This is a genomic window from Lentzea flaviverrucosa (genome assembly GCF_003350445.1).
Classification (GTDB): domain Bacteria; phylum Actinomycetota; class Actinomycetes; order Mycobacteriales; family Pseudonocardiaceae; genus Lentzea; species Lentzea californiensis.
On record NZ_QQAU01000022.1, the window covers coordinates 116,684 to 142,451 of the forward strand.

The window sequence follows — 25,768 nt, forward strand, 5'->3', positions numbered from 1 at the left end:
GTTGCTCACCGCCTGCGGAGGCTGAGCACAGACGTGCGGCCTACCCGCGATCGCGAGTAGGCCGCACGACGAGCTCATTCGTACCGGCAGGCGCTCAGGAGGAAGCCGCCTTCTGCAGCTCCTTGCGCAGCTGCTCCTTGCTCATGCTCGAAGCACCGCTGACGCCGAGGTTCTTGGCCTGCAGGAGCAGTTCCTCGCGCGTGGCCTGGCCCGGCATCTCGCCGAGGTGGTCGGCGCGGCTGCGCGCGAACGCCTCGCCGAGCTCGTACCGGCGTTCCGCGCTGAGCCGCTTGCGCATGCCCGGCAGAACCGTCTTCTCCTCTTCCTCCACGTGGTGGGTGATGGAGTCGACGACGTCCTGCAGCGCCTTCTCGTACTGCGGCGAGTCGTAGCCGGTGTCGAGGAGCTTGGCGAGCAGCTGCTCGGCCTCGGCGTGCTCCTCCTGGCTGTGCTCGACCTCGTCGTCCCCGCCCGCCTCCTTGGCGGCCGGGTAGACCTCGCCCTCCTCCGCGCGGCTGTGGGCGACGAGCAGGCCGCAGAGCACCGGGGTGAGCAGCGGCCGTTTCTCCGGGTGGCTCTTCAGCTCGTCGAACAGGCGCTCCACCTCGCGGTGGTCCTGCATGATCAGGTCGACGACGTCGTACTGCATGGTGGTTCTCCTTCAGTTCGGGTTGTTCCTCGGATAGCGCGTGGAGATGGGCGCGATACCGCGCCGTCCGATTCGGCCGAGCACGATGCCGAAAGCACTGAACACGGCGATCGCGACGACCACGCTGACGACGATCGACCACGCCAGTGCGAGGCCGAGCAGACCGGCAGCCGCGCCGGCGATCACGCCGGCGACGAGTCCGTTGACGAGGTTCACGAGGCCCGCGACCCCCAGCGCGGTGCCGATCAGCCGTGGCCGCCTGGCCTTGCGCCAGCCGGTCTGGCCGGCGTCGGCCTCGACGCCGAGGGTGTCGTCGTGGAGCTGGCGCACGAACACGTCCCTCGTGGACGGTTCGAGTTCGGCGTAGACGGCCCTGATGCGGTTGATCCCCAGGCCCGCCTGGACGTCCTCGATGGTCAGCTCCACCGTGCGGAACAGGGTGGCCAGCCCGATCAGGAACAGCGCGGTGAAGACGACCAGCAGCAGCGTGAGGAGCACCGTCAGCGACACCACCTGGGCGACGAACCCGAGTGCGATCATGGACGCGGAGATCGTCGTCAGCAGGTGGCCTGCTCGTCCCGTCGCGTCGGTGATCGTCGCCGTGCGGATCATCTGCAGCGTGTTGTGCTCCATCGTGAGGATCGTCAGCGCCGACGTCTTGTCCACTTCCTGCACGTCAGCGTCCGAGCGCGGTGGCAAGTTCCTTCTTCGTCATGGCGGAACGGCCCTTCACGTTCTTCTTCTTGGCCTCGTTGTAGAGCTGTTCCTTGGTGAGGCCCTTCGGGCGGTTCGTGCCCGACCGCCGGCCGCCGCGCTTCTGCGGTGACATGTCCTCGGTGGACGACTTGCTCGCCGTCTTGGACTCACCGGCCTGGGCGCGGTTCTTGTTCACCGTGCGCGCGGCGATCTCCTTCGCGCGCTTGGGCGTCGCGCCCCGGTCCTCGGCGGAGTCCTTGATGTGCTCGTACTGGCGTTCGCGCTTCGCATTCGATCCCGCGGGCATCACGACCTCCTGACTCGATGCTGGTCCGCGAATACCCCCGGTCAGGACGATTCACACCCGATCGACCGGGTAGCCGGGGTCATGGCGATCTCATCCCGACTGGACACCGCGCGGGTGCTCGCGACGGTGCTGCTGCCCACCCTCGCCAAGGGTGTCATCGTGCGCCGGCCCGGCGTGATGGCGGCCGCCGAGAAGGTCCAGTCCGACACGAGGGCGATAGACACGATGCGGACGCTGCGCGACCGCTACGGCCCGGCACCGGTGCGCCTGCGCATCACCGGCCGCAGCGTCGCGATGCTGGTCGACCCCACCGACGTGGGTCGGCTGCTCGACGGGTCGCCGGAGCCGTTCGCGCTGGCCACGAGGGAGAAGAAGGCCGCGCTGAAACACTTCCAGCCGCACGGGGTGCTCATCTCGGAGGGGCCGGAACGGGATCGGCTGCGCCGGCTCAACGAACGCGCGCTGCGGCCGGAGAACGTGCCGGCGGAGGCGATCGTGCGCGACGAGGCCGACCTGCTCACCCGGCACGTGATGAGCACCGGCGAGCTGACGTGGGAGTCGTTCAACCAGACGTGGTGGCGCATCGCGCGCAGGATCGTGCTCGGCAACGGCGCCCGCGGCGACGACCGGCTCACCGACGACCTGAAGGCGCTGCGCGAGAACGCCAACTGGGCCTTCCTGCACCCGAAGCAGCGGGACCTGCGTGAACGCTTCCAGCGCCGGCTCGACAGGCACCTGGCGCGGCGTGAGGAGGGCAGCCTGGCCGCCCAGCCCGGCGACCTGTCGGGCCAGGTGCCGCACTGGCTGTTCGCGTTCGACGCGGCCGGGATCGTCACGCTGCGGGCGCTGGCCATCGGGGCGCGCGGCATGAACGGCGTCCTGGAGTCCGCGCGGTTGTGGCCGACGACGCCGGTGATCCTGCGGGAGAGCACGATCGCCACCCGCTGGCACGGCACGTGGCTGCCGGAGAACACCGAGTTCGTCGTGTTCACGCCGTTCTTCCACCGCGACCCGGACAGGCTGCCGTTCGCCGACCGGTACGCCCCGGAGCTCTGGGACGGGCCGCGCGACCCTGCGATCGTGCCGTTCAGCGCGGGGCCCGGTGAGTGCCCCGGCCGTGACCTGGTGCTGACCACCGCCGCGACGATGCTGGACACGCTGTCCGAGCACCTCACGTTCCCCACGCTGAGCGCTCCGCTGCCGGGCACGCTGAACCACTTCGGCATCCGCATGCCGGCCGAGCCGACGGGAACCCGCGTCTCATGAACACTCCCCGCTACGCCGTGGTGACCGGATCGGACTCGGGCATCGGCAAGGCCGTGGCCGTCGCGCTGGCACGCGGTGGCGTCGACGTGGGCATCACGTACCACGAGGACGCCGCCGGAGCCGAGGAGACGGCGCGGGAAGTGCGCGCGGCCGGTGTCCGGTGCGCGGTGCGGCGGCTCGACCTCACCGACCTGCCGGACGCGGCCGGCGTCGTGGACGAGCTCGCAGGAGAACTGGGCGGCGTCGACGTCCTGGTGAACTGCGCCGGCACCGGGAGCAGCCAGAAGGCGCTGGACATGCCGTTCGAAACCTGGCGGTCGGTGCTCTCGGTCGACCTGGACGGCGCGTTCCTGTGCTGCCAGCGCGCGGCCAGGCACATGATCGAGGCCGGGCGCGGCGGCCGGATCATCAACATCACGTCCGTCCACGAGCACCTGCCCCGCGTGGGCGCCGCACCGTACTGCGCCGCGAAGGCCGGGCTCGGCGCGCTCACCGAGGTGCTCGCACTCGAACTGTCCGAACACGGCATCACGGTCAACTCGGTGGCACCGGGCGAGATCTCGACGCCGATGACCGGCCAGGAGGACGTCGACCCGCACACCCAGCCCCGTCCTGGCGTCCCGCTCGGCAGGCCGGGCAGCGCCCATGAGGTCGCCGCCGTGGTGACGTTCCTGGCGACTCCGGCCGCCGGTTACGTGACCGGCGCGTCGCTCGTCGTGGACGGCGGGATGTCCCTGATGGGGCCGCAGGCGAGCCAGCTGATGACCGACGAGAAGTGGAGGCAGACCTGATGCGTGCCGTGGTGCTCAACTGCACCTTGAAGAAGTCACCGGACCAGTCCAACACCGACCTGCTCGCGCAGGTGGTGATCGACGAGCTGACCAAGAAGGACGTCGAGGTCACCTCGTTCCGGCTGGCCGACCACGAGATCCCGCCCGGCGTCGTCACCGACCTCGGCGGCGGCGACGAGTGGCCGAACATCCACCGGCTGCTGCTCGACGCCGAGATCCTGGTGTTCGCGACCCCGACGTGGGTCGGCCGTCCTTCCTCGCTCGCGCAACGCGCGCTGGAACGGATGGACGCCATGATCTCCGAGACCGACGACCAGGACCGCCCGGTCGCCTACAACCGGGTCGCGGGCGTGGTGGTGACCGGCAACGAGGACGGCGCGCACCACGTGATCAGCGAGATCTGCGGCGGCCTCGGCGACATCGGCTACACGATCCCCGGCCAGGCGTGGACGTACTGGAACCGCGGCCCCGGCCCCGGCCCGAGCTACTCCGAGACCGACGAGGGTCACGAGTGGTCGGAGAACACCGGCCGCACGATGGCCGCCAACCTGCACGCCGTCGCCCTGGCCCTGGCGGAACGCCCGATCCCGGCCTGAGCCAGCGCCACGAGCGCGCCGATCGCCAAGCCGCCCAGGACGTCCGAGGGCCAGTGCACTCGGGTCCTGAGGCGGCTGTAGGCGACGAGCAGCACCAGTGGCGTCACGGCGAGGCCGGCATCGCGGTCGGTCAGCGCGGTGGCGGTGCCGAACGCGGCCGCCGTCACCGCGTGCTTGGACGGGAACGACGACGAGTCCGGGTGTTCCGGCAACGCCTCCCGGGCCGGCATGGTCGCGACCTGGGGCCGGCGCCGGGGCACCGCAAGACTGATGAGGTGCCCCAGCGGCATGGCGACCGCGGCCGCGGTGAGCGCACGTTTCGCGGCTTTCTCCTTGCCGGACAACGCGAGCAGCCCGGCGACGGGCAGCCACAGGACGCCACCCCGGGCGGTCAGGCCGGCGGCGATGATGATCGGGTGAGGACGCCTGGTGGGCAGTACCTCGCTGTTGTGCAGCGAGTCCTCGTCCAGTTCTTCCAATTCGTCCTCACCCGTCATGCGGCTCATCTACCCAGAACCGGGCTGGCCGGAACCTCCCTGCCCTGTCCCATCCCCAGCACGAGGTCCCTGAGCGCTTCCTGGGCGTCGAACTTCGGCTGCCAGCCGAGCTCCGTCCTGGCGCGCGACGCGTCCAGCAGCGGTGACTTCAGGGCCAGGTCGACCCATCCGGGCGGAGTGGGTTGCAGGCGCAGCCCCCACGTCACGCTCGCCAGTGACCGCATCAGCTTCGGCGGAATCGTGAAGTGCCGGCCACCGAGCACCTCGGCCAGTGCCCGGGGCGTGATCACGGGGTCGGCGACCAGGTTGATCCCGCCGTGCGGCCGCTGGTCCAGGATCCGGGCCAGCCCGTCGGCGACGTCGTCGGCGTGCACGAACTGCAGCACCAGGTCGCGCGGGATCGGCAGGACGGGGATCCGGTGCCGGAACAGGACTTTCGGCACCAGGCTGCCGAGGAAGTAGTCGCGGATCTCGGACCCGGCTTCGGACTGCAGGATCAGACCGGGCCGCGGCCGGGAGATGAGCAGGTCGGCCTCGAACTTGTTCAGCATGTGCTCCACAGCGGCCTTGTGCCTGCTGTAGAAGGACGTGGTCACGCCGTCGACCGGCCACGACTCGTCCACGCGGCGGTCCTTGCTGCCCGGTGAGTACGCCCCGACCGACGACATGTGGACCAGGTGCGGCACACCGGCCTTCACCGCCGCGCTGAAGACCTGGGCGGACCCCGCCACGTTCGTCCGGTACAGCCCGCGTTCGTCCCGCGAGGGCTGGATGAGCCAGGCCAGGTGCACGACGGCGTCGGCCTTCTCGAACACGGTGCGCAGCACTTCCTCTGCGCCTGCTCGGCCGATCTCGACGGGCGTCCAAGGGACACCGCGGTAGGGCGGCGCGTCCGCGGGCGGGCGCCGCGAGATCCCGTGCACCTCGACGTCCGGCTCCTCGGCCAGCCTGCGCAAGAGCGCCGTTCCCACGTTGCCACTCGCTCCGGTGACGACGATCCTGCGTCCTGGCATGGTTCCTCCGCGTCTCGGCCTATACCGCCGGGTACCCGTTCAGGTGATGTCGAGACCCGCCTTCAGGACGATGTTCACGACAAAGGACAAGTCACCCCGCGCGACGTGGCCGCACCCGTGCCGAGGGGCTGGATCAGCCTTCAAGACGTGAGACGAGCACTCCCCCGTGCTCGACGAACGCCTCGGGCAACCACGGCTGGTCGACCCTGCGGCCGTTCCACCGCGTCTCCTGCACGTAGACCCCCGGTGTGCCGGTGGCGAGGACCGTGATGTTCTTCGCGGTGATCCGCGCCTTCGGGAACATCGGGCTGGAGACGTGCAGTTCGGCGCTGCTCGGCGTGCGCGGGTACAGGCCGAGGGCGGCGAAGACGTACCAGGCCGACATGGTGCCGAGGTCGTCGTTGCCCGGCAGGCCGGACGGACCGGTGCGGTAGACCAGCCTCGCCATCGCCCGCACCGTCTCCTGGGTCTTGCGCGGCTGCCCGAGCTCGTTGTAGATCCACGGCGTGTGGATGCCCGGCTCGTTCGTCGGGTCATACCGCAGCGCGTCGCCGCCCGTCGCCCACGAGCCGTCCGGGCGCTTGAAGAACCCGTCCAGCCTGGAGGCCGCGACGTCCTTGCCGCCCATGGCCTCGGCCAGGCCCTGGACGTCGTGCGGCACCATCCACGTGTAAGTGGCGCTGCTGCCCTGCGCGAAGCCCTGGTCGGAGGCCGGGTTGAACGGCGTCACCCAGGTGCCGTCGGCCTTGCGGGCCTGCTGGTGGCCGGTGGCGGGGTTGAACGTGTTGCGCCACCAGCCCGCGCGCTCCTCCATCTCCTCGCTGGGGCGGCCGAGCCTGCGGCCCAGGTCGGCGAGTGCCTGGTCGGCAACGGAGTCCTCGAGGGTCTCGGCGGCGCCTCCCCAGCAGTGGCAGGTGTCGTGCGGGGCGTAGCCGAGGCGCATGTACTCGGCGAGGTTCGGGCGCTGGCCCTCGCACTGGCCGGGGCAGCCCTTGTCGGACAGCCCGTCCGGGTGCGGGACGGTCGCCTGGCGCAGCAGTGACTCGTAGGCCGCGCGCACGTCGAAGTTCTTGGCGCCCATGGCGTACATGCCCGCGATGGCCGGGGCGGACGGGTCGCCGGTCATGACGTGCGTCGGGCCGGTGATGTGGACCCAGCGGTCCCACACGCCGCCGTTCTCGCGCGAGGTCTGCAGCAACGACTGGGCGTACCCGCTCGCGACGTCCGGTGCCAGCAGGGCCAGCAGCTGGGTGTGGGCGCGGTACTGGTCCCAGCCGGAGAAGTTGCCGTACCGGGTGGCCTGGCCGACGTCGCTGATCACGTTGGGCTGCAGGAAGGTGTGGTAGAGCGCGGTGTAGAAGATCGTGCGCTCGTCGGCGGTGCCGCCGTCGACCTCGACGGCGCGCAGCTGCTTCGCCCAAGCCTTCTTCGCTTCCTTCGCCACGTCCGCGACGGTCGCGCGCTTCGGGATCTCCGTCGCGAGGTTGCGCTTGGCGGCGTCGAGACTGGTGTAGGAGATGCCGACGCGCATCCGCACCTGTTTGTCCGCAAAGGACACGTAACCGCCGGAACCCTTGCCCGCGCGCGCACTTCCGGTCAGGTAGCCCTCACCGCCGCTCGCGGTGGTGCTGCCGGGCCTGAGCTCGCTGTTCACCCACGTGCCGTGAGCCGAGATCGGGCGGTCGAACGACGCCGTGAAGTGCAGGCGGTAGTAGGTCTTCTGGTTGTTCGTGCCGCCGTTCGCGCGCCGGCCGCAGAACGCGCCGGTCAGCACCGAGCCCGACACGGTGTTCGTCGCCGGGTCGATCGTGATGTCGGCGTCCTCGCTGCCGTTGAGCGAGTTCGAGGTGCGGAACAGCAGCGAGCCGTTGACCGGGAAGGTGAACTCGCCGACGCCCGCGCGGGTCGTCACGGAGAGGTCCGCCGTGGCGCCGGACTTCAGGCCCACCCGGTAGCGGCCCGCCTCGGCCTTCTCGTCGGCGTGGGAGAAGTCGCTCGCGAAGATCTGGTCCTTGGTGTCCGCCGTCGGCGAGGACGTGATCTCACCGACGTGCGGCATGATCGGGATGTCCCCGGCGGCACCGGGATGGCAGCCGGCGCCGTTGACGTGCGTGAGGCTGAACCCGCGCACCCTCGTCGCGTCGTACGCGTAACCGTTGGCAGCGCCCGTGTTCGTCTGGTCGCCGCGCGTCGACGTCGGACTCCACGAGATCATCCCGAACGGCCGCACCGCGCCGGGATAGGTGTTGCCGCCGCCCGCCGAGCCGATCAGCGGGTCGACGTAGCGGGTGTCGTCTCTCACCGCCGCACTCGCGGGAGTCGCCAGCGCGGCGGTGAGGACAGTGACCAGGAAGACCGGGAGCGCTCTCACGTCCTGGGACGATAACCGGATCTCAGTGAACGCAGGGTGGCCGGTAGCCGTCGATCTCCAGGCTCTGGAACTCGAGGTCGTTCTTCGTGTTGCCGACGAACACCAGGCCACGGGCGTCGTCGAGCGCGTCGGCGAGCGGGTAGGACGGCTTGCCGAGCGCGGGCAGGTATGTCCAGTTCTTCGTCTTGAAGCTGAAGAACCGCTTCACGAGCTTGCCGCCGGTGGACGGCACCTTCGTGACCCACTTGTCGCCGCCGCTCCAGAACGACGCGGGCCGCAGCTGGATGTAGAGGTCGCTGGTGGCCCGGTAGGTCATCCAGAAACCGTGCGAGTCGGACAGGTCCGCCTCGGCCTCGAACTCGTTGCCCAGCCACACGACCATCACAGCCCAGTCGTCGGCCAGGAACTTGATCTTCGCCGTGTACCCGTGCCGTCCCTTGGGCACGAGGATGCTGCCGGTCGCGGGCTCCGTGGCGCCTTCACCACTGGCGATCCACTGCTGCAACCGGTCGATGGACGGGGTGGCGCACTCGCGGCCGCGCGAGGCGTTCGCGACCGCCGTCGAGCTGAGCGTGAACAGCACCGCGCACGCGATCACCGCGACGCGGCCGAACGTCGATTTCAAGCGCATCTGGCGGACCGTAGCGGAAATTGGTTTAAACCATTTCCGTTCACCGTTGACAGCGCTCACCCGGCTACCTGGACAGCGGGTTGCGAGGGACTCCGACCAGGTTCACAGTGAGCCTCGTGCAGCCCGCCAGATGCATCGCATCCATAGGTGTCGTAACGGTTTTCGCCCTCCAACTCACCGCCCCGGCCGTCGCGTCGGCCGGCTGCTCCCCCGTCGTCGACGAGCGGTCGTTCGCCACGGCTCCCCAGCTCCGCGCTCTCAACGCCACCGTCGCCGGGTTCGGAGTCCGCGCCACCGGCAGCCCCGCGCACGACCACCTGATCTCCTGGCTGGAACGCCGCGTGGACCGCCTGCCGGGCGTGTCCGTGCGGTCCGAGCCCTTCGCGATCCAGCGCTGGCAACCCGGTCCCGGTCTGCTGTTCTCCGGCGGCGCCGTGCCGGTCGCCGGCGCGATCCCCTACTCCGCTCCCGGCCTGCGTTCCGGCGACCTGGTCCGTCTGCCCGCCGGTACCCCGATCACCGCCGCGAACGCCGGTGGGAAGGTCGTCCTGCGCGACTTCCCCGCCCTCGACCGCGGCTACCTCGCCGAACCGCTGCTGGACGCGGACATGGTCGACGCGGGCAAGGCGGGTGCCGCCGGGGTCGTCGTCGCCTTCCCGTTCCCGCACGAGCAGGTGAAGGGCTACTGGGACCCCCACCTCGGCACCCACTACCGCGTCCCGGGCGTGTTCGTCGGCTCCGAAGCGGCCGCGAGGCTCGTACCGGGCACCAGGACGACCACCGGCGTCCTCGCCGCGCGCGTCCCGGCCGTCACGCGCTCGCTGATCGCGACGCTGCCCGGCCTGAGCAGCGAGCGGATCGTCCTCGACACCAACACCGACGGCGTGGGGTGGGTGCAGGAGAACGGCACCGTGGCGCTGCTGGCGCTGGCCGAGCACTTCGCGCGCCTGCCGCTGCGCTGCCGGCCTCGCACCCTCGAGTTCGTGTTCGCGACCGGCCACCTGCACCGCCCGTCGGAGGGCAGCGAGTTCCGCGCCCGTTCCCTGGACGCCGAGTACGACTCGGGTTCCGTCGCCTTCGCGTTCGTGCTGGAACACCTCGGGACGCGGGAGTTCCTGCCTCGCGACGGCTCTCTGCAGCCGACGGGACTCGCCGAGCCGTCCGGCTGGTTCGCGGGCAGCCCGGTGCTGACCCGGACGGCGGCGACGGCGCTGGCCGGGCGTTCGGTCGACCGCACCTTCGTCCTGCCGGGCAGTGATCCGCCGGTGCCGGGCCGGGTGCCGCCGCAGTGCTCGTTCGGCGGCATCGGCACGCACTTCCACTCGCACCTGGTCCCGACCATGGCGATGATCTCCGGGCCGTGGACGCTCTGGGCACCGTCGTTCGGCGCTCTGGCCGTCGACCACGACCGCATGCGGCGCCAGGTGCTGGCCGCCGGTGACGCGGTCACGGCGCTGGCCGCGGTGCCGCGAGAGCAGATCGCAGGGCCGTACCTCGACCTGCGCCGGGCGCGAGCGGCCGGTGCGCCGACCTGTTCGCACGACCTGCCACCCGAGTGGGCGCCTAGATCCTGATGAGCGCCTGGACGGCGAGGTGGTCGGAGGGGTACTGGCCGTTCAGCTGGAAGGTGTTGATCGCGGCGGCCTCGACGGTCACGCCGCGGGTGAGGATCCAGTCGATGCGCGGGCCGTCCGGGACCAGCGGGCCGTACCCGTGGAACGTCCCGTACGCCGGGGTGGTCTGCGGGCCCGTGAGCCACGTGTCGGCCAGCCCGGCCGTCAGCGTGGCGTACGCCGGTGAGCCGGGGACGTCGTTGAAGTCGCCGGTGAGCACGACCGGCAGCGTCTGCGCCTGGAGCCGGTCGCGGACGAACTCGGCGCCGCACAACCGGGCGTTCGCCGACTCGTGGTCGAAGTGCGTGTTGACGGCCACGAACTGCTTGCCGGTCTGGCGGTCCGCGAACCGGACCCACGTGACCATGCGGACCACGTTGTTGCCCCACGACCGGGAACCCACGACGTCCGGCGTGGCGGAGAGCCAGTGGTGGTCGAACTCCAGCGGTTCCAGCCGAATCGTGTCGAAGAAGATCGCCATGAACTCGTCGTGGCTGCCGCCCGCGCGGCCGAGGCCGATCCAGTCGTAGTGGTCCGGCAGGTCGTGCGCGATGTCGTTCAGCTGTCCGTACAGGCCTTCTTGTGTGCCGATCAGCGCCGGCCGTTCCTCGAGCAGGAACTGGGCCATGACCGGACGTCTCACCGCCCACGAGTTCGGCTCGGCCGCCGAGGCGTACCGCAGGTTGAACGACATGACGCTCAATGGGTCCACTCGGCCGATCATGGCACAGGCCCGCCCTGGACCAGGGCGGGCCTGCTTCCAGCTATGCCGGCGCATAACCGGTCGGCGTGGCGGTGAAGCTGCCGCGGCCCTGCGTCCGGCTGCGCAACCTCGTGACGTAGCCGAACATCTCCGCCAACGGCACGCTCGCCGTCACGACCGTCGCACCGGGCCTGGCCTCCGAACCGAGGATCCTGCCCCGGCGTGTCGCCAGATCACCCAGCACGCCGCCGAGGTACTCCTCCGGCACGGTGACCGTGACCTCGGCGATCGGTTCGAGCAACGTCATGGCGCCGGCCTTCAGCGCCTCGCGCAGCCCGAGCCGGCCCGCCGTGCGGAACGCCATCTCCGACGAGTCCTTGACGTGCGTGGACCCGTCGGTGAGCGTCACCCGCACACCGGTCACCGGGTGGCCGAGAGGTCCCTCGGCCAGCGCGTCCCGGCAGCCCTGCTCGACCGCGCGGACGAACTCCTGCGGCACGCGCCCGCCGGTGACGGCCGAGCGGAACTCGAAGCCGGTCTCCAGCGGCTCGGTGTCGAGCACGACGTGCGCGAACTGTCCCTGCCCTCCGTCCTGCTTGACGTGCCGGTGGACGAATCCCGTGACGCCCCTGCCCACGGTCTCGCGGTACGAGACGCGCGGCCGTCCCGTGGTGAGCTCGATTCGGTGCAGCGTGCGCGCCTTCTCCACCGAGACCTCCAGGTGCAGCTCGCCCTGGCCGGACAGCACCGTCTGGCCGGTCTCCGGGTCCGTCCCGAACCGCAGGGACGGGTCCTCGTCGACCAGGTGCGCCAGCGCCTCGGTCAGCCGCGCGTTGTCCGCGCTGGTCCGCGTTTCCACGGCCACGGACACCACGGGATCGGCCGACACCGCGGGTTCGAGCAGCAACGGAGCGGCCGGCGTGCACAGGGTCGTGCCCGTGCGTGCCGACTTCAGCCCCACCACCGCGACGATGTCACCGGCGACGGCCTGGTCGACCGGCGTGTGCCGGTCGGCCTGGACGCGCAGGATCCGGCCGATGCGCTCGGTGCGGCCGCCCACCTGGACCGTCTCTCCCTTGTGGAGGGTGCCCGAGTAGACGCGCACGTACGCGAGCCGTCCGGTGGCGATGGCGTTCACCTTGAACACCAGCGCCGCGAACGGAGCGTCCGGGTCCGGCTGCCGTTCCTGGCCGTCGACGCCCCGCACCGGCGGAACGTCCACAGGGGACGGCAGGTACGCGATCACCGCGTCCAGCAACGGTTCGATGCCGCGGTTGCGGTACGCCGAGCCGCACAGCACGACGGTCGCCTGACCTCGTTGGGTCAGTTCCCGCAGAGCATTTCCGAGAGTCAGCTCGGACAGGCTTCCCGCGAAGAACTCCTCCAACGCCTCGGGATGCAGTTCCGCCACCGCCTCCTCCAGGAGGCGACGGCGCCGTTGTGCCTCTGCCAGCAGCGTTTCCGGCACGGGTCCCTCGGTCATGCCGTCGTCCCAGATCAGCGCACGCATGCGCACCAGGTCGACGACACCGCGGAACCCGTCCTCCACGCCGATCGGCAGCTGTACGACGAGCGGCACGGTGTGCAGCCGCGTGCGGATCGACTCGACGACGGTGTCGAGGTCCGCGCCCGCCCGGTCGAGCTTGTTGACGAACGCGATCCTGGGCACGCCGTACCGGTCCGCCTGCCGCCACACCGACTCGCTCTGCGGCTCCACTCCGGCCGCACCGTCGAACACCGCGACCGCCCCGTCCAGCACGCGCAGGGACCGTTCGACCTCGTCGGCGAAGTCGACGTGCCCCGGCGTGTCGATGAGGTTGACGCGATGCCCGTCCCACGTGCAGGTCACGGCCGCGGCGAAGATCGTGATGCCGCGATCGCGTTCCTGCGGGTCGAAGTCGGTGACGGTGGTGCCGTCGTGGACCTCGCCGCGCTTGTGGGTGCTGCCGGTGGCGAACAGGACGCGTTCGGTGAGCGTGGTCTTGCCGGCGTCGACGTGGGCGAGGATGCCGAGGTTGCGGACAGCGTTCAACGTGATCGTGCGCATGGTCTTCTGCCTTTGTCTTCAAGGACTTACGGGGTCAGCGCGATGACCCGGCGAACTCCGCGGAGGAGCTCGTCAGACAGTCCGGCGCCCGGCGCGCAGCAGGCGACCGGGGTGCGAGGACACGAGGATCACGTCGAAACGGGACGGGAGCACGGCGGTGGTGCGCATGGCCGGTCCCCTCTCGTCGTTCGCTCGGTGGTGATGATCGTGGAGTGTAGACAGATCAACACTCGCACGACAGTGGTTTAGCTGTTCCAACATCCGCTCAGAGCGGATTGTTCCCCGGAACACCACCGAAACGCCTGTCGTTCCACAGGTATGCGTCTGTGTTTGCTCGGCGACTCGATCGCCGCCGGAGTGGGCAGCACGCGCCGGGAGGACACGCTCGGCCCGTTGCTCGCCGAACGCCTGCGAAAGGCGGGACATCGGGTCGACCTCGGCGTGCACGCGTTCGCCGGTGCCCGCTCGGCCGATCTGCGCGCCCAGGTGCGCGCCGCGGTGGCGAGCGGAGCCGACGTCGCGGTGGTGGTGATCGGCGCGAACGACCTGACCAGGTTCGTCCCCGCGCAGGTCGGCGCCCAGCAGTTGCACGACGCCGTCGCGGACCTGCGCGCGGCGGGCGTCGAGGTCGTCGTCGCCACAGCGCCGGACCTGAGCATCGTCTCGCACGTGCCACCCGCGTTGCGCGACGTCGTGTCGGCCGTGAGCCGCGACTACGCCCAGGTGCAGCAGCAGGCCGTCATCCGGGCGGGCGGCGTCGTCGCCCACGTCGAACGCGCCGTCACGCCGCGGTTCGCCGCCGATCCGTCGATGTTCGCCGCGGACCGCTTCCACCCGTCCGCCGCCGGCTACCGCGCGATCGCCGAGGCTCTGGCGCCCGCGGTCGAGGCCGCCGCGGACCGGCGGCGTGTCTGAGCGATTACGGCCATGCGTCTCTGACGTTGCGATCAAGGCCGTGGCGTCGTACTGTCCGCACTAAGTTCAAGCATTGAACGAATGAGGTGGATGATGAGCACGCCCACTCCGGCGGACAAGTTCTCCTTCGGTCTCTGGACCGTGGGCTGGCAGGGCCGTGACCCGTTCGGCGAGGCAACGCGCCCCGAGCTCGACGTGGTCGAGGCGGTGCACCGGCTCGCCGAGCTCGGCGCCTACGGCCTGACGTTCCACGACGACGACCTGTTCGGTTTCGAGGCGACGCACCGCGACCAGCAGGTCAGCCGGTTGCAGGGCGCGCTCGCCGAGACCGGGCTCGTCATCCCGATGGTGACGACGAACCTGTTCAGCCACCCTGTCTTCAAGGACGGCGGCTTCACCAGCAACGACCGCGGCGTGCGGCGGTTCGCGCTGCAGAAGGTGCTGCGCAACGTCGAGCTGGCGGCGGAGCTCGGCGCCAAGACGTTCGTGCTGTGGGGCGGTCGTGAGGGCTCCGAGTACGACGTGGCCAAGGACGTGCGGGCGGCGCTCGACCGCTACCGCGAGGCCATGAACCTGCTGACGCAGTTCGTCACGGACCGCGGCTACGACATCCGGTTCGCGCTCGAGCCGAAGCCGAACGAGCCGCGCGGCGACATCCTGCTGCCGACCGTCGGGCACGCGCTGGCGTTCATCACGTCGCTCGACAAGCCGGAGCTGGTCGGCCTCAACCCCGAGGTCGGGCACGAGCAGATGGCCGGGCTGAACTTCGTGCACGGCATCGCTCAGGCTCTGTGGCACGACAAGCTGTTCCACATCGACCTCAACGGGCAGCGCAGCATCAAGTACGACCAGGACCTGGTGTTCGGGCACGGCGACCTGATGAACGCGTTCGCGCTGGTCGACCTGCTGGAGACCGCCGGCTACGAAGGCCCGCGGCACTTCGACTACAAGCCGTCGCGGACCGAGGACATCACGGGCGTCTGGGACTCGGCCAAGGCGAACATGGCCACGTACCTGCTGCTCCGCGACCGCGCAGCCGCGTTCCGCGCGGACCCGGAGGTGCAGGAGGCGCTGCAGACGGCGGGCGTCGCGGAGCTCTCGCAGCCCACGCTGAACGCCGGCGAGTCCTACGACGACCTGGTCAAGGACACGGGCTTCGACCCCGACCAGGCGGGCGAACGCGGCTTCGGCTTCGTCCGGCTCAACCAGCTCGCCCTCGAGCACCTCACGGGAGCGCGCTGACATGACGCTCGTCGCCGGCGTCGACTCCTCGACGCAGTCGTGCAAGGTCGTGGTTCGCGACGCGGAGACCGGCAGGCTCGTCCGGGAGGGCCGCGCGGCTCACCCGGACGGCACCGAGGTGCACCCCTCGCACTGGTGGTCGGCTCTGCAGTCCGCGCTCGCCGACGCCGGCGGGCTCGACGACGTCGCGGCGCTGAGCGTCGCGGGTCAGCAGCACGGCATGGTCTGCCTCGACGAGGACGGCGAGGTCGTGCGCGAGGCGCTGCTGTGGAACGACACCCGTTCCGCGGCGGCCGCGGCCTCGCTGACCGACGAGCTGGGCGCGGACGCGTGGGCGGCGCGGATCGGTCTCGTGCCGGTCGCGTCGTTCACGATCACGAAGCTGCGCTGGCTCGCCCAGCACGAACCGGACAACGCCCAGCGCACCGCCGCGGTCTGCCTGCCGCACGACTGGCTGACGTGGCGGCTGCGCGGCACCGGTTCGCTCGCCGACCTGGTCACCGATCGTTCGGACGCGTCCGGCACGGGCTACTTCGACTCGGTGTCGAACTCCTACGTGCCCGACCTGCTCTCGCTCGCGCTCGGCCGCTCCGACGTGGTGCTGCCGCGGGTCCTGGGTCCTGCCGAATGGCGAGACGGACCGTCTCGTCTCGTCTCGGGTGCGGGAGGCCGGCGAGACGAGACGGTTCGTCTCGGCGCGGGTGCCGGCGACAACGCGGCGGCCATGCTCGGGGTGGGCGGCGGCACCGACGTCGTGGTGTCGCTCGGCACCTCCGGCGTCGTCACCGCGACCAGCGAGGTGCGTGCGGCGGACGCCTCCGGCATCGTGGCGGGGTTCGCCGACGCGACGGGCCGCTACCTCCCGCTGGCGTGCACGCTGAACGCCGCCCGAGTCCTGGACGCGACCGCCCGCATGCTGGGCGTCGACCTCGCCAGGCTCAGCGACCTCGCGCTGTCCGCCAAGCCGGGCGCCGAGGGTGTCGTGCTGGTTCCATACCTCGAAGGCGAGCGGACGCCGAACCTGCCGGACGCGACGGGTGCGTTGCACGGGCTGACGCTCACCAACGCGACCCCGGCCAACATCGCGCGTGCGGCCGTCGAAGGCATGCTGTGCGGTCTTGCGGTGGGCCTCGACGCGCTCGCTGAGCAAGGTGCGGACGTCACGGGCGTGCGGCTCGTTGGCGGAGCAGCTGTTTCTCCGGCGGTGCGGGAGATCGCGCCGATGGTGTTCGGTGTGCCCGTGACTGTGCCCGCGCCGGACGAGTACGTGGCGAACGGTGCGGCGCGGCAGGCCGCGTGGACGCTCACGGGCGGGACGACGCCGCCCGAGTGGACGTTGGCCGAAAGCACGCGGTACGAGGCGAAGGCGGTGCCGGAGATCCGGGCGCGGTACGGGGACGCGGCACAGCGATACTTGAGTCGATGACCACAGTCGACCACCTGCGGCAGGTTCGCCTCGGCAACCTGCGCACGGTGCTGCTCGCCCTCGTCGACAGGCCCGGTTCGCGCGCCGACCTCGCGGCGCGCACCGGCCTGACCAAAGCCACCCTGTCCAACCTCACCGAGCCGTTGCTGGCGGGCGGGATCCTGGTGGAGGAGCCCGCCACGCTCGTGGGCATGGGCAGGCCGTCCAAGCCGTTGCGCTTCCACCCCGCCGGGCCGGTGGCGGTCGGGGCGGAGATCAACGTCAGCCACCTCGCCGTCGAGACCCTCGGCCTCGACGGCGAGACGCTCGAACGCCGTCTCGTGCCCGCCGACATGCGCAAGGCGACGGCGGACGAGGTGCTCGACCGGATCGCCGGACTGATCCACGAGGTCACCGCCGGCTCCGAGCGCAGGCTGCTCGGGGCAGGGCTCGCGATACCCGGTGTCGTGCACGACGGCGTCATCGTCCGGGCGCCCAACCTGCCCGAGCTCGTCGGCACGCGGCTGGCCGAGGGACTGGGCGAGCGAACCGGTCTCGACATCCAGCTCGACAACGAGGCGAACCTCGCCGCGCTCGCCCACCTGTGGCCGCGGCACCTGGCGGGCGAGGACTTCGTGCACGTGACGGCGGACGTCGGCATCGGCGCGGGTGTGGTGCTGAGCGGCGAGGTCTACCGCGGGGTCAGCGGGTTCGCGGGCGAACTGGGGCACGTCGTGATCGAGCGCAACGGCATCCTCTGCACGTGCGGCAGCCGCGGTTGCGTCGAGCGGTACGCGGGGCTCGACGTCATCCTGCGCGAGGCGGGACGGCGGCGGCTCGACTCGTTGCGCAAGGCACTCGAAGCGGGCGACCAGAAGGCCGTGGACGCCGCGCGGAAGGCCGGAGAAGCGCTCGGGGTCGGCATCGCGACGCTGATGAACCTCTTCGACGTCCCCACGGTCGTGCTCGGCGGCAGCTACGCCGTGCTGTACGACCACCTCCGCAAGGCCGTGCAGTCCGAAATGGACGGCAGGGTGCTCGCGGGCGGCGAACGGCACAGCCGGCTGCTCGCCTCGCCCCTCGGCGAGTTCGCGGTGGTGCGGGGCGCGGCCGGACTGATCACGAGGCGCGCGGTGCAGCAGCCCGAGCGGCTCTTCGCATAGCCAGGCCGCCCAGCACCACACCGGCCAGGCCCACCGCGAGCGACACGTAGCCGCCGACGATGCCGTAGCCGGTGCCGGGCCCGCCCTTCGCCATCACCACGACCACGACACCGATCACCGCCCCCGCCGCGCCCAGCACGACGGCCCACAGACCGCGTCGAGTGAGCGCCAACAGTCCGATCGCACCAAGGACGACACCGACCAGCGACAACGTGCGGCCGGCGGACATCTCATAAGCAGCGGAAAGCAACATGGGCACCAGCCAACCCCCGAACCGGCCCTCAGGTCGTCGTGCGGGCGCAGACACCCGGTACCGCGGGCGCAGTAGTCCGACAATCCTCCCTGCGAACGATCTACCAGCGTGAACAGAGGTTTAAGGTGCACGGATGAGCACTCGCTGGCTGGACTGGGCGATCGCCGCGGGAGTGGCGGCGAGCCTCGTCGTCGCCGGCCATCCCGCCACCGGCCCGGGCTACGCGCTGCTCGCCGCCGGTGGACTGGTGCTCGCCGCACGCAGGCGGGCCCCGAGGACCGTGCTCGCGGCGACCGGACTCCTCGCACTCGGCTACCAGGCCACCGGCGCGGACGTGCCGGTGATCGCCTTCCTGTTCGCCGTCTACGCGACGATGCGGGCGGGCCACCGCGTGTTCACGCTCGCCGGCTCCGTCCTGATGCTCGCCACGCTCCCCCTCGCGGCGCTGGTCTCGCCGCGCGACCTCACCACGTACGAGGCGTTCGCCCAGACGCGCGACGTCCTGCAGATCGCGTGGCTGATCGCCGCCGCGGCCGCCGGTGAGGCACTCAGGCAGGCCGAGCGCCGAGCAGACGAGGCCGAACGCACCAAGGAGGAGGCGGCGCGCAGACGGGCAAACGAGGAACGCCTGCACATCGCCCGCGAACTGCACGACTCGCTGACCCACCAGATCTCGGTGATCAAGCTGCAGGCCGAGGTCGCCGTCCACCTCGCCCGGAAACGCGGTGAGGACGTGCCTGAACCGCTCCTGGTGATCCGCGACGCCGGCCGGGAGGCCGCCAGGGAACTCCGCGCGACGCTCGAAGCCCTGCGGGACGACGACAAGAACCCGCCGCACGGCATCAAGGACGTCCCCGAACTGGTCGAACGCGCCAGAGCCACCGGCCTCGACGCCCGGCTCACGATCGAAGGCCGCCACGACGCCGTCCCGGCGGCGGTGGAGCGCACGGCGTACCGGATCGTGCAGGAGTCGCTCACGAACATCGCCCGCCACGCCGCCGCCGCGACCGCGCGGGTCCACATCGACTACCGCCAGGACGCGGTGGTCATCGAGGTGGACGACGACGGCACGGCGGTACCCGGCAAGGCGGAACCGGGCGTCGGGCTGCTCGGCATGCGCGAACGCGTCACCGCGCTGGGCGGCAACCTCCAGGCGGCACCCCGAGTCGAAGGCGGTTTCCGCGTGCAGGCCGAACTCCCCGTGGCACAGCCGTGATCCGCGTCCTGCTGGTCGACGACCAGCCGCTGATCCGCAGCGGGTTCCGCGCGCTGCTGAACGCCGAGGACGACATCGAGGTCGTCGCCGAGGCCGGGACGGGCCGGGAAGGCCTCGAGCAGGCCCGCAAGCACCTCCCGGACATCGCTCTGATCGACGTCCAGATGCCCGAGATGGACGGCATCGAGGCCACCAGGACCATCGCCGCCGACCCGTCACTGGCGAGCACGCACGTCGTGATCCTCACCAACTACGGCCTGGACGAGTACGTCTTCCACGCCCTGAAGGCGGGCGCGGCCGGGTTCCTCGTCAAGGACGTCCAGCCGGAGGACTTCCTGCACGCCGTCCGGGTCGCGGCCCGTGGCGACGCCCTCCTGGCACCGTCGATCACCCGCAGGCTGATCGACCGGTACGTGAGCCAGCCGCTGCGGCAGGACCCGAGCCTCACCCACCTCACCACCAGGGAACGCGAAGCCGTCACGCTCGTCGCCCGTGGCCTGTCGAACGACGAGATCGCCGCGAGCATGGTGATCAGCCCGCTCACGGCGAAGACGCACGTCAACCGCGCGATGATGAAGCTGCACGCCCGCGACCGGGCTCAGCTCGTGGTGATCGCCTACGAGTCGGGCCTGGTGGTCCCGCAGACCTCCGAACGCGGGTAGCCCTCGGCGCAGATGCGGTTTTCGGCGTCTGCGACGGACAGCGACCAGCGGATGATTCGCGCGTCGTTGGCCCCGGTCACCAGTTCGTCCTCCCGCGTGAACGCCACGGCCTGCACCGGCCCGGTGTGCCCGGTCAGCGTGGTGCCCGAGCGGGTGCCGAGGTCCCACACCACGACCGCGTCGTCCTCTCCCCCGGACGCCAGCGCGGCGCCGGACGGGCTGAACGCCAGCGCCACCACCGGCGCGGAATGACCGGTCAGCGTCATCAGCTCGGCACCCGTGGCCACGTCCCAGACCTTCACCGTCCGGTTGGCGCCCGCCGTCGCGAACCGCGTGCCGTCCGGGCTGATCGCGACGTCACGCACGTCGCCCTGCCCCGTGCTGACCCGCCGTTCCAGCCTGTCGCCCGCCAGGTCCCACAGCATCGCGCCGCCCGCGGGGTCGGTGGAGATCAGCAGGCGGCCGTCCGGGGTGAACTCCACGGCGCTCGCGATGTAGGGCCCGCCGGAGAACGCACCCTGCTCCAGCTCCGGCAGGCTCCACCGGAACCGGCCGAGCGACGCCGTGACGATCCCGCGCCCGTCCGGCTGGAAGGCGATGTCGGTCGACGCTCCCAAACCGCTGTAGGACAACGACGACAGCCGCTCCCGCCGGGCGACGTCCCAGATCGAGATGGTGTGGTCGCGGGTCAGCGCGGCCAGCCGGGCGCCGTCCGGGCTGAACGACACCGACTCCACCCGGTCGGAATGACCGTCCAAAGTGGCCAGTGCGGTGCCGTCGAGGTTCCACAGCCGCACGGTTGCGTCGTCACCGGCGGACGCGACCGTGCCGTGGGACACGTCGATGTCGTTGATGCCGCCGGAATGCCCGGTGAACGGCGGCACGGCGTCCTCGCGCACCGCCACGATCCGGCCGTAACCCCCGGAGACCAGCAGGGTGCCGTCACGTCCCAGCGCGATCGCTCTCGACTCGGTGCGGCCGCGATCGCGGTAGGTCGTGATCGGGCGGCCGGTCCGGACGTCCCAGATGGTGATGAGCCCGTCCTCGTCCGCCACCGCCATCCGGCCGCCCACCGGCTCCGACGCCTCCCACGCGTACGCGCCCTGCTTCGGCAGATCGGACAGCAGCTTCCCGCTCACGTCCCAGAACTTCACCCCGTCGCGCAACGTCGCGGTGCCGATCGTCATGCCGTCGAAGACGACGTTGTTGACCTCCAGGGAGGGGATCTCGCCGATCCGGGCGCCGGAGGCGGCGTCCCACACCAGCGGGTGCTCCTTGCCGTTCGCGGTGACCAGCAGCGATCCGTCCGGGCTGAACGCGAGCGCGTTCACCTCCGAGTAGTGCCCCCGGAAGGTCCGGCTGGTCCGGGCGGCGACGTCCCACACCTCGACGGCCCCACCGGCGACGCCGACCGCGAACGACGTCCCGGCCGGGTGGAACGCGAGCCCGGCGGTGATCACGTCGAACTGGCGGGAGAACACGGCCTTCCCGGTCGTGAGGTCCCAGACCACCACGTCTCCACGGCTTCCACCCAGCGCGGGCAGCGACGCGTTCGAGGCGAGGTACCTGTCGTCCTCGCTGAACTCGGCCTGCCGGGCGTAGCCGCCGTCGGTGAACGCGTTGTGGTCGGCGAGCAGGAGCTTGCGCGACCGGGTTCTCGGCTCCCACAGCGTGACGTGGCCGTCCCGGTCGGCCGTCGCGATCACGTCACCCCGGTGCGACACGCTCACATCGAGGACGGGCGGGCCGTCCGCGTTCAACTCGATGCGCCGACGCGGCGCGGAGGCGGTGCTCAGCAGCGCGCCACGGGTGTCGTCGTCGGCGTGCAGGCGGTAGGCCGACATGGCGAGCGGCCCGGCGAGGTCCGGTGCCGTGTCGACGAGGCCGCGGGCGGACAGCGCGTTCTGGTGCGCCTGCTCGATCCGTTGGCGCAGCTGGGCTTCCCGCGACTGCCACCACGCGACGCCACCGCCGCCCGCGGCGAGCAGGAGCAGCACACTCATGATCGAGACGAGTCTGGTGAGCAGCCGGTTCCGGCGCTTCACCGTCACCTGCTCGGCCTCGTCGCGTTCGCGGCTCGCCGCGAGGAACGCCTCCTCCGCCGTGTTCAGCTCGCCGGGGTGGTCCTGGGCCCAGGCCGACGCGATGACCAGCTGCGCACCCCGGTAGAGCGCGCCCTCGTCCCGGTCCAGTTCGTCCCACGTGTGGGCGGCGGCGGTCAGCCTCCGGTGCACCAGCAACGTCGAGCGGTCGTCGGAGAGCCAGCGCTGCAGCCGGGGCCACGCGCGGATCAACGCTTCGTGGGCGATCTCGGCGGTGTCCTCGTCCAGCACGACCAGCCGCTCGGCGACCAGACGGCCCAGCACGCCGTCGATCACCCGGTCCTCGGCGATGCCGTCGAGCTCGGCGCGGCGGATCGGGCGGCGGGTGTCCTCGGTGCCGTCGCCGAACGCGGTGAGCCGCACCAGGATCCGGCGCATGGCCTGCTGCTCGGTGACGTCGAAGTCGTCGAAGGCGCGCTCGGCGGTCTGCGCGATCGCACCTCGAACCCCGCCGCCGGCTCGGTACGCGGCCAGGGTCAGCTCGGTGCCCGAACGTTGCCACGTCTCGACGAGCGCGTGTGACAGCAACGGAAGCGCACCCGGTTCCGCGTCCACGTCGGCGAGCACGGTCGCGAGCAGGTCCGCGGCGACGGACAACCCGCTCGTGGTGGCGGGACGCAGCACGATGTCCCTCAGGTCGGCGCTGGAGGGCGGCCCGACCAGCACGGTCGCCTCGTCCGCCAGTGCCCGCACCAGGCCGGGGTGCTGCGTGACGTGCGCGAGGAAGTCCGCACGGACGCCCAGCACGACCCGCGTGCGGCGGTGCGGTCCCTGGGCGGCGTCCAGCAGCACCCCGATGAACTGTGAGCGCTCACTTTCGCTGGCGCACAGGGTGAACAGCTCTTCCAGCTGATCGACCACGAGCAGGACGCGGACGTCGTCCGGGCCGTTCGCGAGTGCGTTGCGCACCTCGACGTCGAACGCCGCCGGGTCCGCGACGAGGTCGGGCCGCTTGCCGGTGAACGACGCGAGGGCGTTCGTGAGCGCTGCCATCGGGTGCGCGGTCGGCGTGATGACGATCGGCCGCCAGCTCGCGTCGAGCCCTCCGGCGACACCGGCCCGCAGCAACGAGGACTTGCCGCTGCCGGACGCGCCGAACACGCCGACGACGGGGTGGCGGTCGATCCGGCGGGTGGCCAGGCCGACGAGGTGGTCACGGCCGAAGAACCACGGGTGGTGCTCCGGCTGGTAGGCCATCAGGCCGCGGTACGGGCAGTCCGCGCGCGAGAGCCGGGGCGGCGCGGCCTCCCGCGGTGGCGCACCCTGCAGCATCGTCTCGTGCAGGCCGCGCAGTTCGGCGCCGGGTTCGATGCCGAGGTCGTCCACGAGCCGTTCGCGGGCCCGGCGGAACACCTCCAGAGCCTCCGCCTGCCGTGACGCGCCGTAGAGGGCGGTCATCAGCTTGGCGTGCAACGGTTCGCGGTACGGGTTCGCCTCGGCCAGCTCGGTCAGCCAGCCGATCACCCCGGTGTGCCGGCCCAGCGCGAGCTCGGCGGCGGCACGTGCCTCCGCGGCACGCAGCCGGGCCTCGTCCAGCCGCGCGCCGAACTGGCCGGGCAGGTCCGGGTAGGCCGGGCCGCGCCACAGGCCGAGCGCCTCGGCGAGCAGGTCTGCCGCCTTCTGCGGGTCGCCGTCCTCGATGGCCCGTTCGCCGTCCGCGGTCAGCTGGTCGAACCGGTCCGCGTCGAGCTCACCGGGTTCGATCGTGAGCTCGTACCCGGCGGGCCTGCGGGTGATCCGGTCGCCGAGCCCGAGCGCGCGTCTGAGCCGGTGGACGTACAGCCGGACGTTCTCCTGCGCGGAAGCGGGCGGGACCTCCCACAGCACCTCGATCAGCCGTTGCGCGGAGACGGGCGTGTTCGCGTGCCGCACCAGCATCGCGAGCAGGGTCCGCTGCTTCGCCGAACGCAACGAGGTCTCCCCCTCGCCTGCCGCGACGACGATCGGACCGAGCACCCGGAACCGCACGCACCCTCCCCCGATGATCGGCGGAACGGTAACAACGACCTGGCGTTATACGCAGCCGATACGCGGAAGTACGGTCCTGCCCGAACCGTTCCGGGACGTGCGAACCATCCATGTCTCGCTGTCGCTGCGCAGCACGTTGCTGGCCGACAGGATCTCCTCCCGCCTCGCCGCCGCGTCGTGGGCCGGCCCGGGCACTCCCGCCGACGTGGTCGTCACCGACGCCTCCCGCGCCGCGGGGCCGCGGACCGTCGCGGTGCTGCCGTCGGTCGACGCCGTGGAGGGCCTGGTGCGCCTGGGGGTGACCGGGCTCGTGCTCGCCGACGACCCGCCGGAGGACATCGTGCGGGCGGTCCACGACGTGCACCGGTTCGGCGGCTGGGTGTCGCCGCGACTGGTGTCCTCGCTGCTGCCCGGCCCGCCACCGGCGACGCTGACGGTCCGGGAGCGGGAGACGTTGCGGCTGGTCGCCGAGGGCCGGGAGAACGCGGAGATCGCCGCGGCCATGTTCATCACCGTGAGCGCGGTGAAGTACCACGTGTCGAACCTGCTGCGGAAGTTCGGCTGCCGCGACCGCACACAACTGGTCTCGCGACTAGGGCGCCCGTCGGCGGTGCGTTCCTAGCGTGCTGGGCATGAGAATCCTCGTTGCCGCCCTGATCTCGTTCGGGGTTCTGATAGGAGTCGTCAGCCCCGCCCAGGCGGCGCTGCCGGCGTGGCCGAACGTCAAGGAGGGCCAGAACGGCGCGACCGTGCTGACCGCCCAGCACCTGCTGCGCCACCGCGGCTACAACATCAGCGCCGACGGCGACTTCGGCCCGGCCACCGAGACGGCGGTCAAGCAGTTCCAGAGCGCCAACGGCCTGTCGGCGGACGGCCAGATCGGCCCGAACACGTGGCCGAAGCTCGTCGTGAGCGTCAAGCAGGGCAACAACAGCAACGCCGTGCGCGCGGCCCAGGTCCAGCTCAACCGCTACGGCTACGGCCTGGACGAGGACGGGGACTTCGGCGGCGGCACGCACAACGCGGCCGTGGCGTTCCAGAGGTCGAAGAGCCTGTCGGCGGACGGCATCGTCGGCCCGGACACCTGGCAGACCCTGGTCGGCGGCTCGGGCTCCGGCGGCGGTGGCGGCGGCACCTACAGCCTGCCGCTGGCCAAGAGCGCCCTGCCGCGCAGCGAGTACGACGACCCGCACCACGACTACCCCGCCATCGACCTGCCGGTGAACAGCAAGCCGGCGTACGCGATGGTCACCGGCACCGCCTACCGCATCAACGAGCCCGACGGCTGCGGCAACGGCCTGCGGATCGTCAAGAGCGGCGTCGACTACATCTACTGCCACTTCTCGTCGTGGTCGGTCTCGAACGGCACCGCCGTCAAGGCCGGTGACCGCGTCGGCACGACCGGCAACACCGGCAACTCGACGGGCCCGCACCTGCACATCGCGATCAAGATCAGCGGGACGTCCTACTGCCCGCAGAACTTCCTGCTCGCGCTGTACGACGGGCGGACGCCGCCGGCGCCGTCGTCGCTGCCCCGCACGGGCTGCTTCTAGTCAACTTCTCGGCTCTGAAGGTTCGAGCGTGATGCTCGACCCTTCAAGCCGAGTCGCGTTCTCCGTGCGCCACTGGGTGTGGCGTGCGGGCCGCATCAACCCGTCGCCT

23 protein-coding genes are annotated in these 25,768 nt (G+C 71.2%); 12 read left to right on the forward strand and 11 right to left on the reverse strand.

Annotated features, from left to right (window positions below):
* Window positions 1-94 precede the first annotated feature (94 nt).
* Genes DFR72_RS43540 through DFR72_RS43550 form a run of 3 tightly spaced genes read right to left on the reverse strand, consistent with a single transcriptional unit; the run spans window position 95 to window position 1,652 of the window.
* The gene (locus DFR72_RS43540; RefSeq protein ID WP_090073561.1) at window positions 95-649 is read right to left on the reverse strand and encodes a hemerythrin domain-containing protein; all 555 of its coding nucleotides are present in this window, start codon (window positions 647-649) and stop codon (window positions 95-97) included.
* Window positions 650-661: 12 nt separating this feature from the next.
* Window positions 662-1,315, reverse strand: a complete 654-nt coding sequence (locus DFR72_RS43545; RefSeq protein WP_143087006.1) for a hypothetical protein — start codon at window positions 1,313-1,315, stop codon at window positions 662-664.
* A 10-nt stretch (window positions 1,316-1,325) separates the two neighbouring features.
* A complete protein-coding gene (locus DFR72_RS43550; RefSeq protein WP_090073557.1) occupies window positions 1,326-1,652 on the reverse strand; it encodes a plasmid stabilization protein in 327 nt (108 codons plus the stop codon).
* An 81-nt stretch (window positions 1,653-1,733) separates the two neighbouring features.
* On the opposite strand from DFR72_RS43550, the gene DFR72_RS43555 reads away from it, so the two are divergent.
* The 3 genes from DFR72_RS43555 to DFR72_RS43565 are packed head-to-tail and all read left to right on the forward strand — an operon-like array spanning window position 1,734 to window position 4,305.
* Window positions 1,734-2,918 carry a cytochrome P450 gene (locus DFR72_RS43555; protein WP_090073554.1) on the forward strand — a complete coding sequence of 395 codons (1,185 nt, stop codon included), beginning with the start codon at window positions 1,734-1,736 and terminating at the stop codon, window positions 2,916-2,918.
* A complete protein-coding gene (locus DFR72_RS43560) occupies window positions 2,915-3,709 on the forward strand; it encodes an SDR family oxidoreductase (RefSeq protein ID WP_090073552.1) in 795 nt (264 codons plus the stop codon). Before DFR72_RS43555 ends, DFR72_RS43560 begins: the two co-directional genes overlap by 4 nt.
* Complete coding sequence (locus tag DFR72_RS43565) at window positions 3,709-4,305, forward strand: flavodoxin family protein (RefSeq protein ID WP_090073784.1); 597 nt, start codon at window positions 3,709-3,711, stop codon at window positions 4,303-4,305. Before DFR72_RS43560 ends, DFR72_RS43565 begins: the two co-directional genes overlap by 1 nt.
* Here DFR72_RS43565 and DFR72_RS43570 read toward each other — a convergent pair.
* From DFR72_RS43570 to DFR72_RS43585, 4 genes are all read right to left on the reverse strand, one after another.
* Window positions 4,215-4,802 carry a phosphatase PAP2 family protein gene (locus DFR72_RS43570; RefSeq protein ID WP_245984026.1) on the reverse strand — a complete coding sequence of 196 codons (588 nt, stop codon included), beginning with the start codon at window positions 4,800-4,802 and terminating at the stop codon, window positions 4,215-4,217. The genes DFR72_RS43565 and DFR72_RS43570 overlap by 91 nt on opposite strands.
* Window positions 4,803-4,807: 5 nt before the next feature.
* Complete coding sequence (locus tag DFR72_RS43575) at window positions 4,808-5,815, reverse strand: NAD-dependent epimerase/dehydratase family protein (protein WP_090073547.1); 1,008 nt, start codon at window positions 5,813-5,815, stop codon at window positions 4,808-4,810.
* Window positions 5,816-5,948: 133 nt separating this feature from the next.
* Entirely contained in the window at window positions 5,949-8,186 is a 2,238-nt protein-coding gene (locus DFR72_RS43580; protein WP_211335772.1) for a GH92 family glycosyl hydrolase, read from the reverse strand.
* Window positions 8,187-8,208: 22 nt separating this feature from the next.
* Complete coding sequence (locus tag DFR72_RS43585) at window positions 8,209-8,817, reverse strand: hypothetical protein (RefSeq protein ID WP_090073545.1); 609 nt, start codon at window positions 8,815-8,817, stop codon at window positions 8,209-8,211.
* 116 nt (window positions 8,818-8,933) lie between these two features.
* On the opposite strand from DFR72_RS43585, the gene DFR72_RS43590 reads away from it, so the two are divergent.
* A complete protein-coding gene (locus DFR72_RS43590) occupies window positions 8,934-10,391 on the forward strand; it encodes a hypothetical protein (protein ID WP_143087005.1) in 1,458 nt (485 codons plus the stop codon).
* On the opposite strand, the gene DFR72_RS43595 is transcribed toward DFR72_RS43590, so the two are convergent.
* Window positions 10,381-11,142, reverse strand: coding sequence for an endonuclease/exonuclease/phosphatase family protein (locus tag DFR72_RS43595; RefSeq protein WP_245984029.1), 762 nt, complete (start codon window positions 11,140-11,142; stop codon window positions 10,381-10,383). The two genes, DFR72_RS43590 and DFR72_RS43595, sit on opposite strands and share 11 nt — an antisense overlap.
* Window positions 11,143-11,194: 52 nt before the next feature.
* Window positions 11,195-13,180 (reverse strand): elongation factor G, encoded by a 1,986-nt coding sequence (fusA, locus tag DFR72_RS43600; RefSeq protein ID WP_090073537.1) that lies wholly within the window; start codon window positions 13,178-13,180, stop codon window positions 11,195-11,197.
* 318 nt (window positions 13,181-13,498) lie between these two features.
* On the opposite strand from fusA, the gene DFR72_RS43605 reads away from it, so the two are divergent.
* From DFR72_RS43605 to DFR72_RS43620, 4 genes are all read left to right on the forward strand, one after another.
* Window positions 13,499-14,095: an SGNH/GDSL hydrolase family protein gene (locus DFR72_RS43605; protein WP_090073535.1), complete on the forward strand. Its 597-nt coding sequence runs from the start codon at window positions 13,499-13,501 to the stop codon at window positions 14,093-14,095.
* 90 nt (window positions 14,096-14,185) lie between these two features.
* A complete protein-coding gene (gene xylA / locus DFR72_RS43610; protein WP_090073532.1) occupies window positions 14,186-15,337 on the forward strand; it encodes a xylose isomerase in 1,152 nt (383 codons plus the stop codon).
* Window position 15,338: 1 nt separating this feature from the next.
* A complete protein-coding gene (gene xylB / locus DFR72_RS43615; protein WP_090073529.1) occupies window positions 15,339-16,763 on the forward strand; it encodes a xylulokinase in 1,425 nt (474 codons plus the stop codon).
* Window positions 16,760-17,905, forward strand: coding sequence for an ROK family protein (locus DFR72_RS43620; protein WP_090073526.1), 1,146 nt, complete (start codon window positions 16,760-16,762; stop codon window positions 17,903-17,905). Before xylB ends, DFR72_RS43620 begins: the two co-directional genes overlap by 4 nt.
* Here DFR72_RS43620 and DFR72_RS43625 read toward each other — a convergent pair.
* Entirely contained in the window at window positions 17,862-18,158 is a 297-nt protein-coding gene (locus tag DFR72_RS43625; protein ID WP_245984032.1) for a DUF6223 family protein, read from the reverse strand. The two genes, DFR72_RS43620 and DFR72_RS43625, sit on opposite strands and share 44 nt — an antisense overlap.
* Window positions 18,159-18,291: 133 nt before the next feature.
* Here DFR72_RS43625 and DFR72_RS43630 point away from each other — a divergent pair, with 133 nt between their 5' ends.
* Entirely contained in the window at window positions 18,292-19,374 is a 1,083-nt protein-coding gene (locus tag DFR72_RS43630; protein WP_090073525.1) for a sensor histidine kinase, read from the forward strand.
* Entirely contained in the window at window positions 19,371-20,036 is a 666-nt protein-coding gene (locus tag DFR72_RS43635; protein WP_090073524.1) for a response regulator, read from the forward strand. The genes DFR72_RS43630 and DFR72_RS43635 overlap by 4 nt, the downstream gene beginning before the upstream one ends.
* Here DFR72_RS43635 and DFR72_RS43640 read toward each other — a convergent pair.
* Window positions 19,991-24,106 (reverse strand): nSTAND1 domain-containing NTPase, encoded by a 4,116-nt coding sequence (locus DFR72_RS43640; protein ID WP_090073522.1) that lies wholly within the window; start codon window positions 24,104-24,106, stop codon window positions 19,991-19,993. The genes DFR72_RS43635 and DFR72_RS43640 overlap by 46 nt on opposite strands.
* A gap of 97 nt (window positions 24,107-24,203) precedes the next feature.
* Here DFR72_RS43640 and DFR72_RS43645 point away from each other — a divergent pair, with 97 nt between their 5' ends.
* Both DFR72_RS43645 and DFR72_RS43650 read left to right on the forward strand, forming a co-directional pair.
* The gene (locus tag DFR72_RS43645; RefSeq protein WP_090073520.1) at window positions 24,204-24,728 is read left to right on the forward strand and encodes a response regulator transcription factor; all 525 of its coding nucleotides are present in this window, start codon (window positions 24,204-24,206) and stop codon (window positions 24,726-24,728) included.
* Window positions 24,729-24,738: 10 nt separating this feature from the next.
* Window positions 24,739-25,659 carry a peptidoglycan-binding protein gene (locus DFR72_RS43650; RefSeq protein ID WP_090073776.1) on the forward strand — a complete coding sequence of 307 codons (921 nt, stop codon included), beginning with the start codon at window positions 24,739-24,741 and terminating at the stop codon, window positions 25,657-25,659.
* Window positions 25,660-25,768 lie beyond the last annotated feature (109 nt).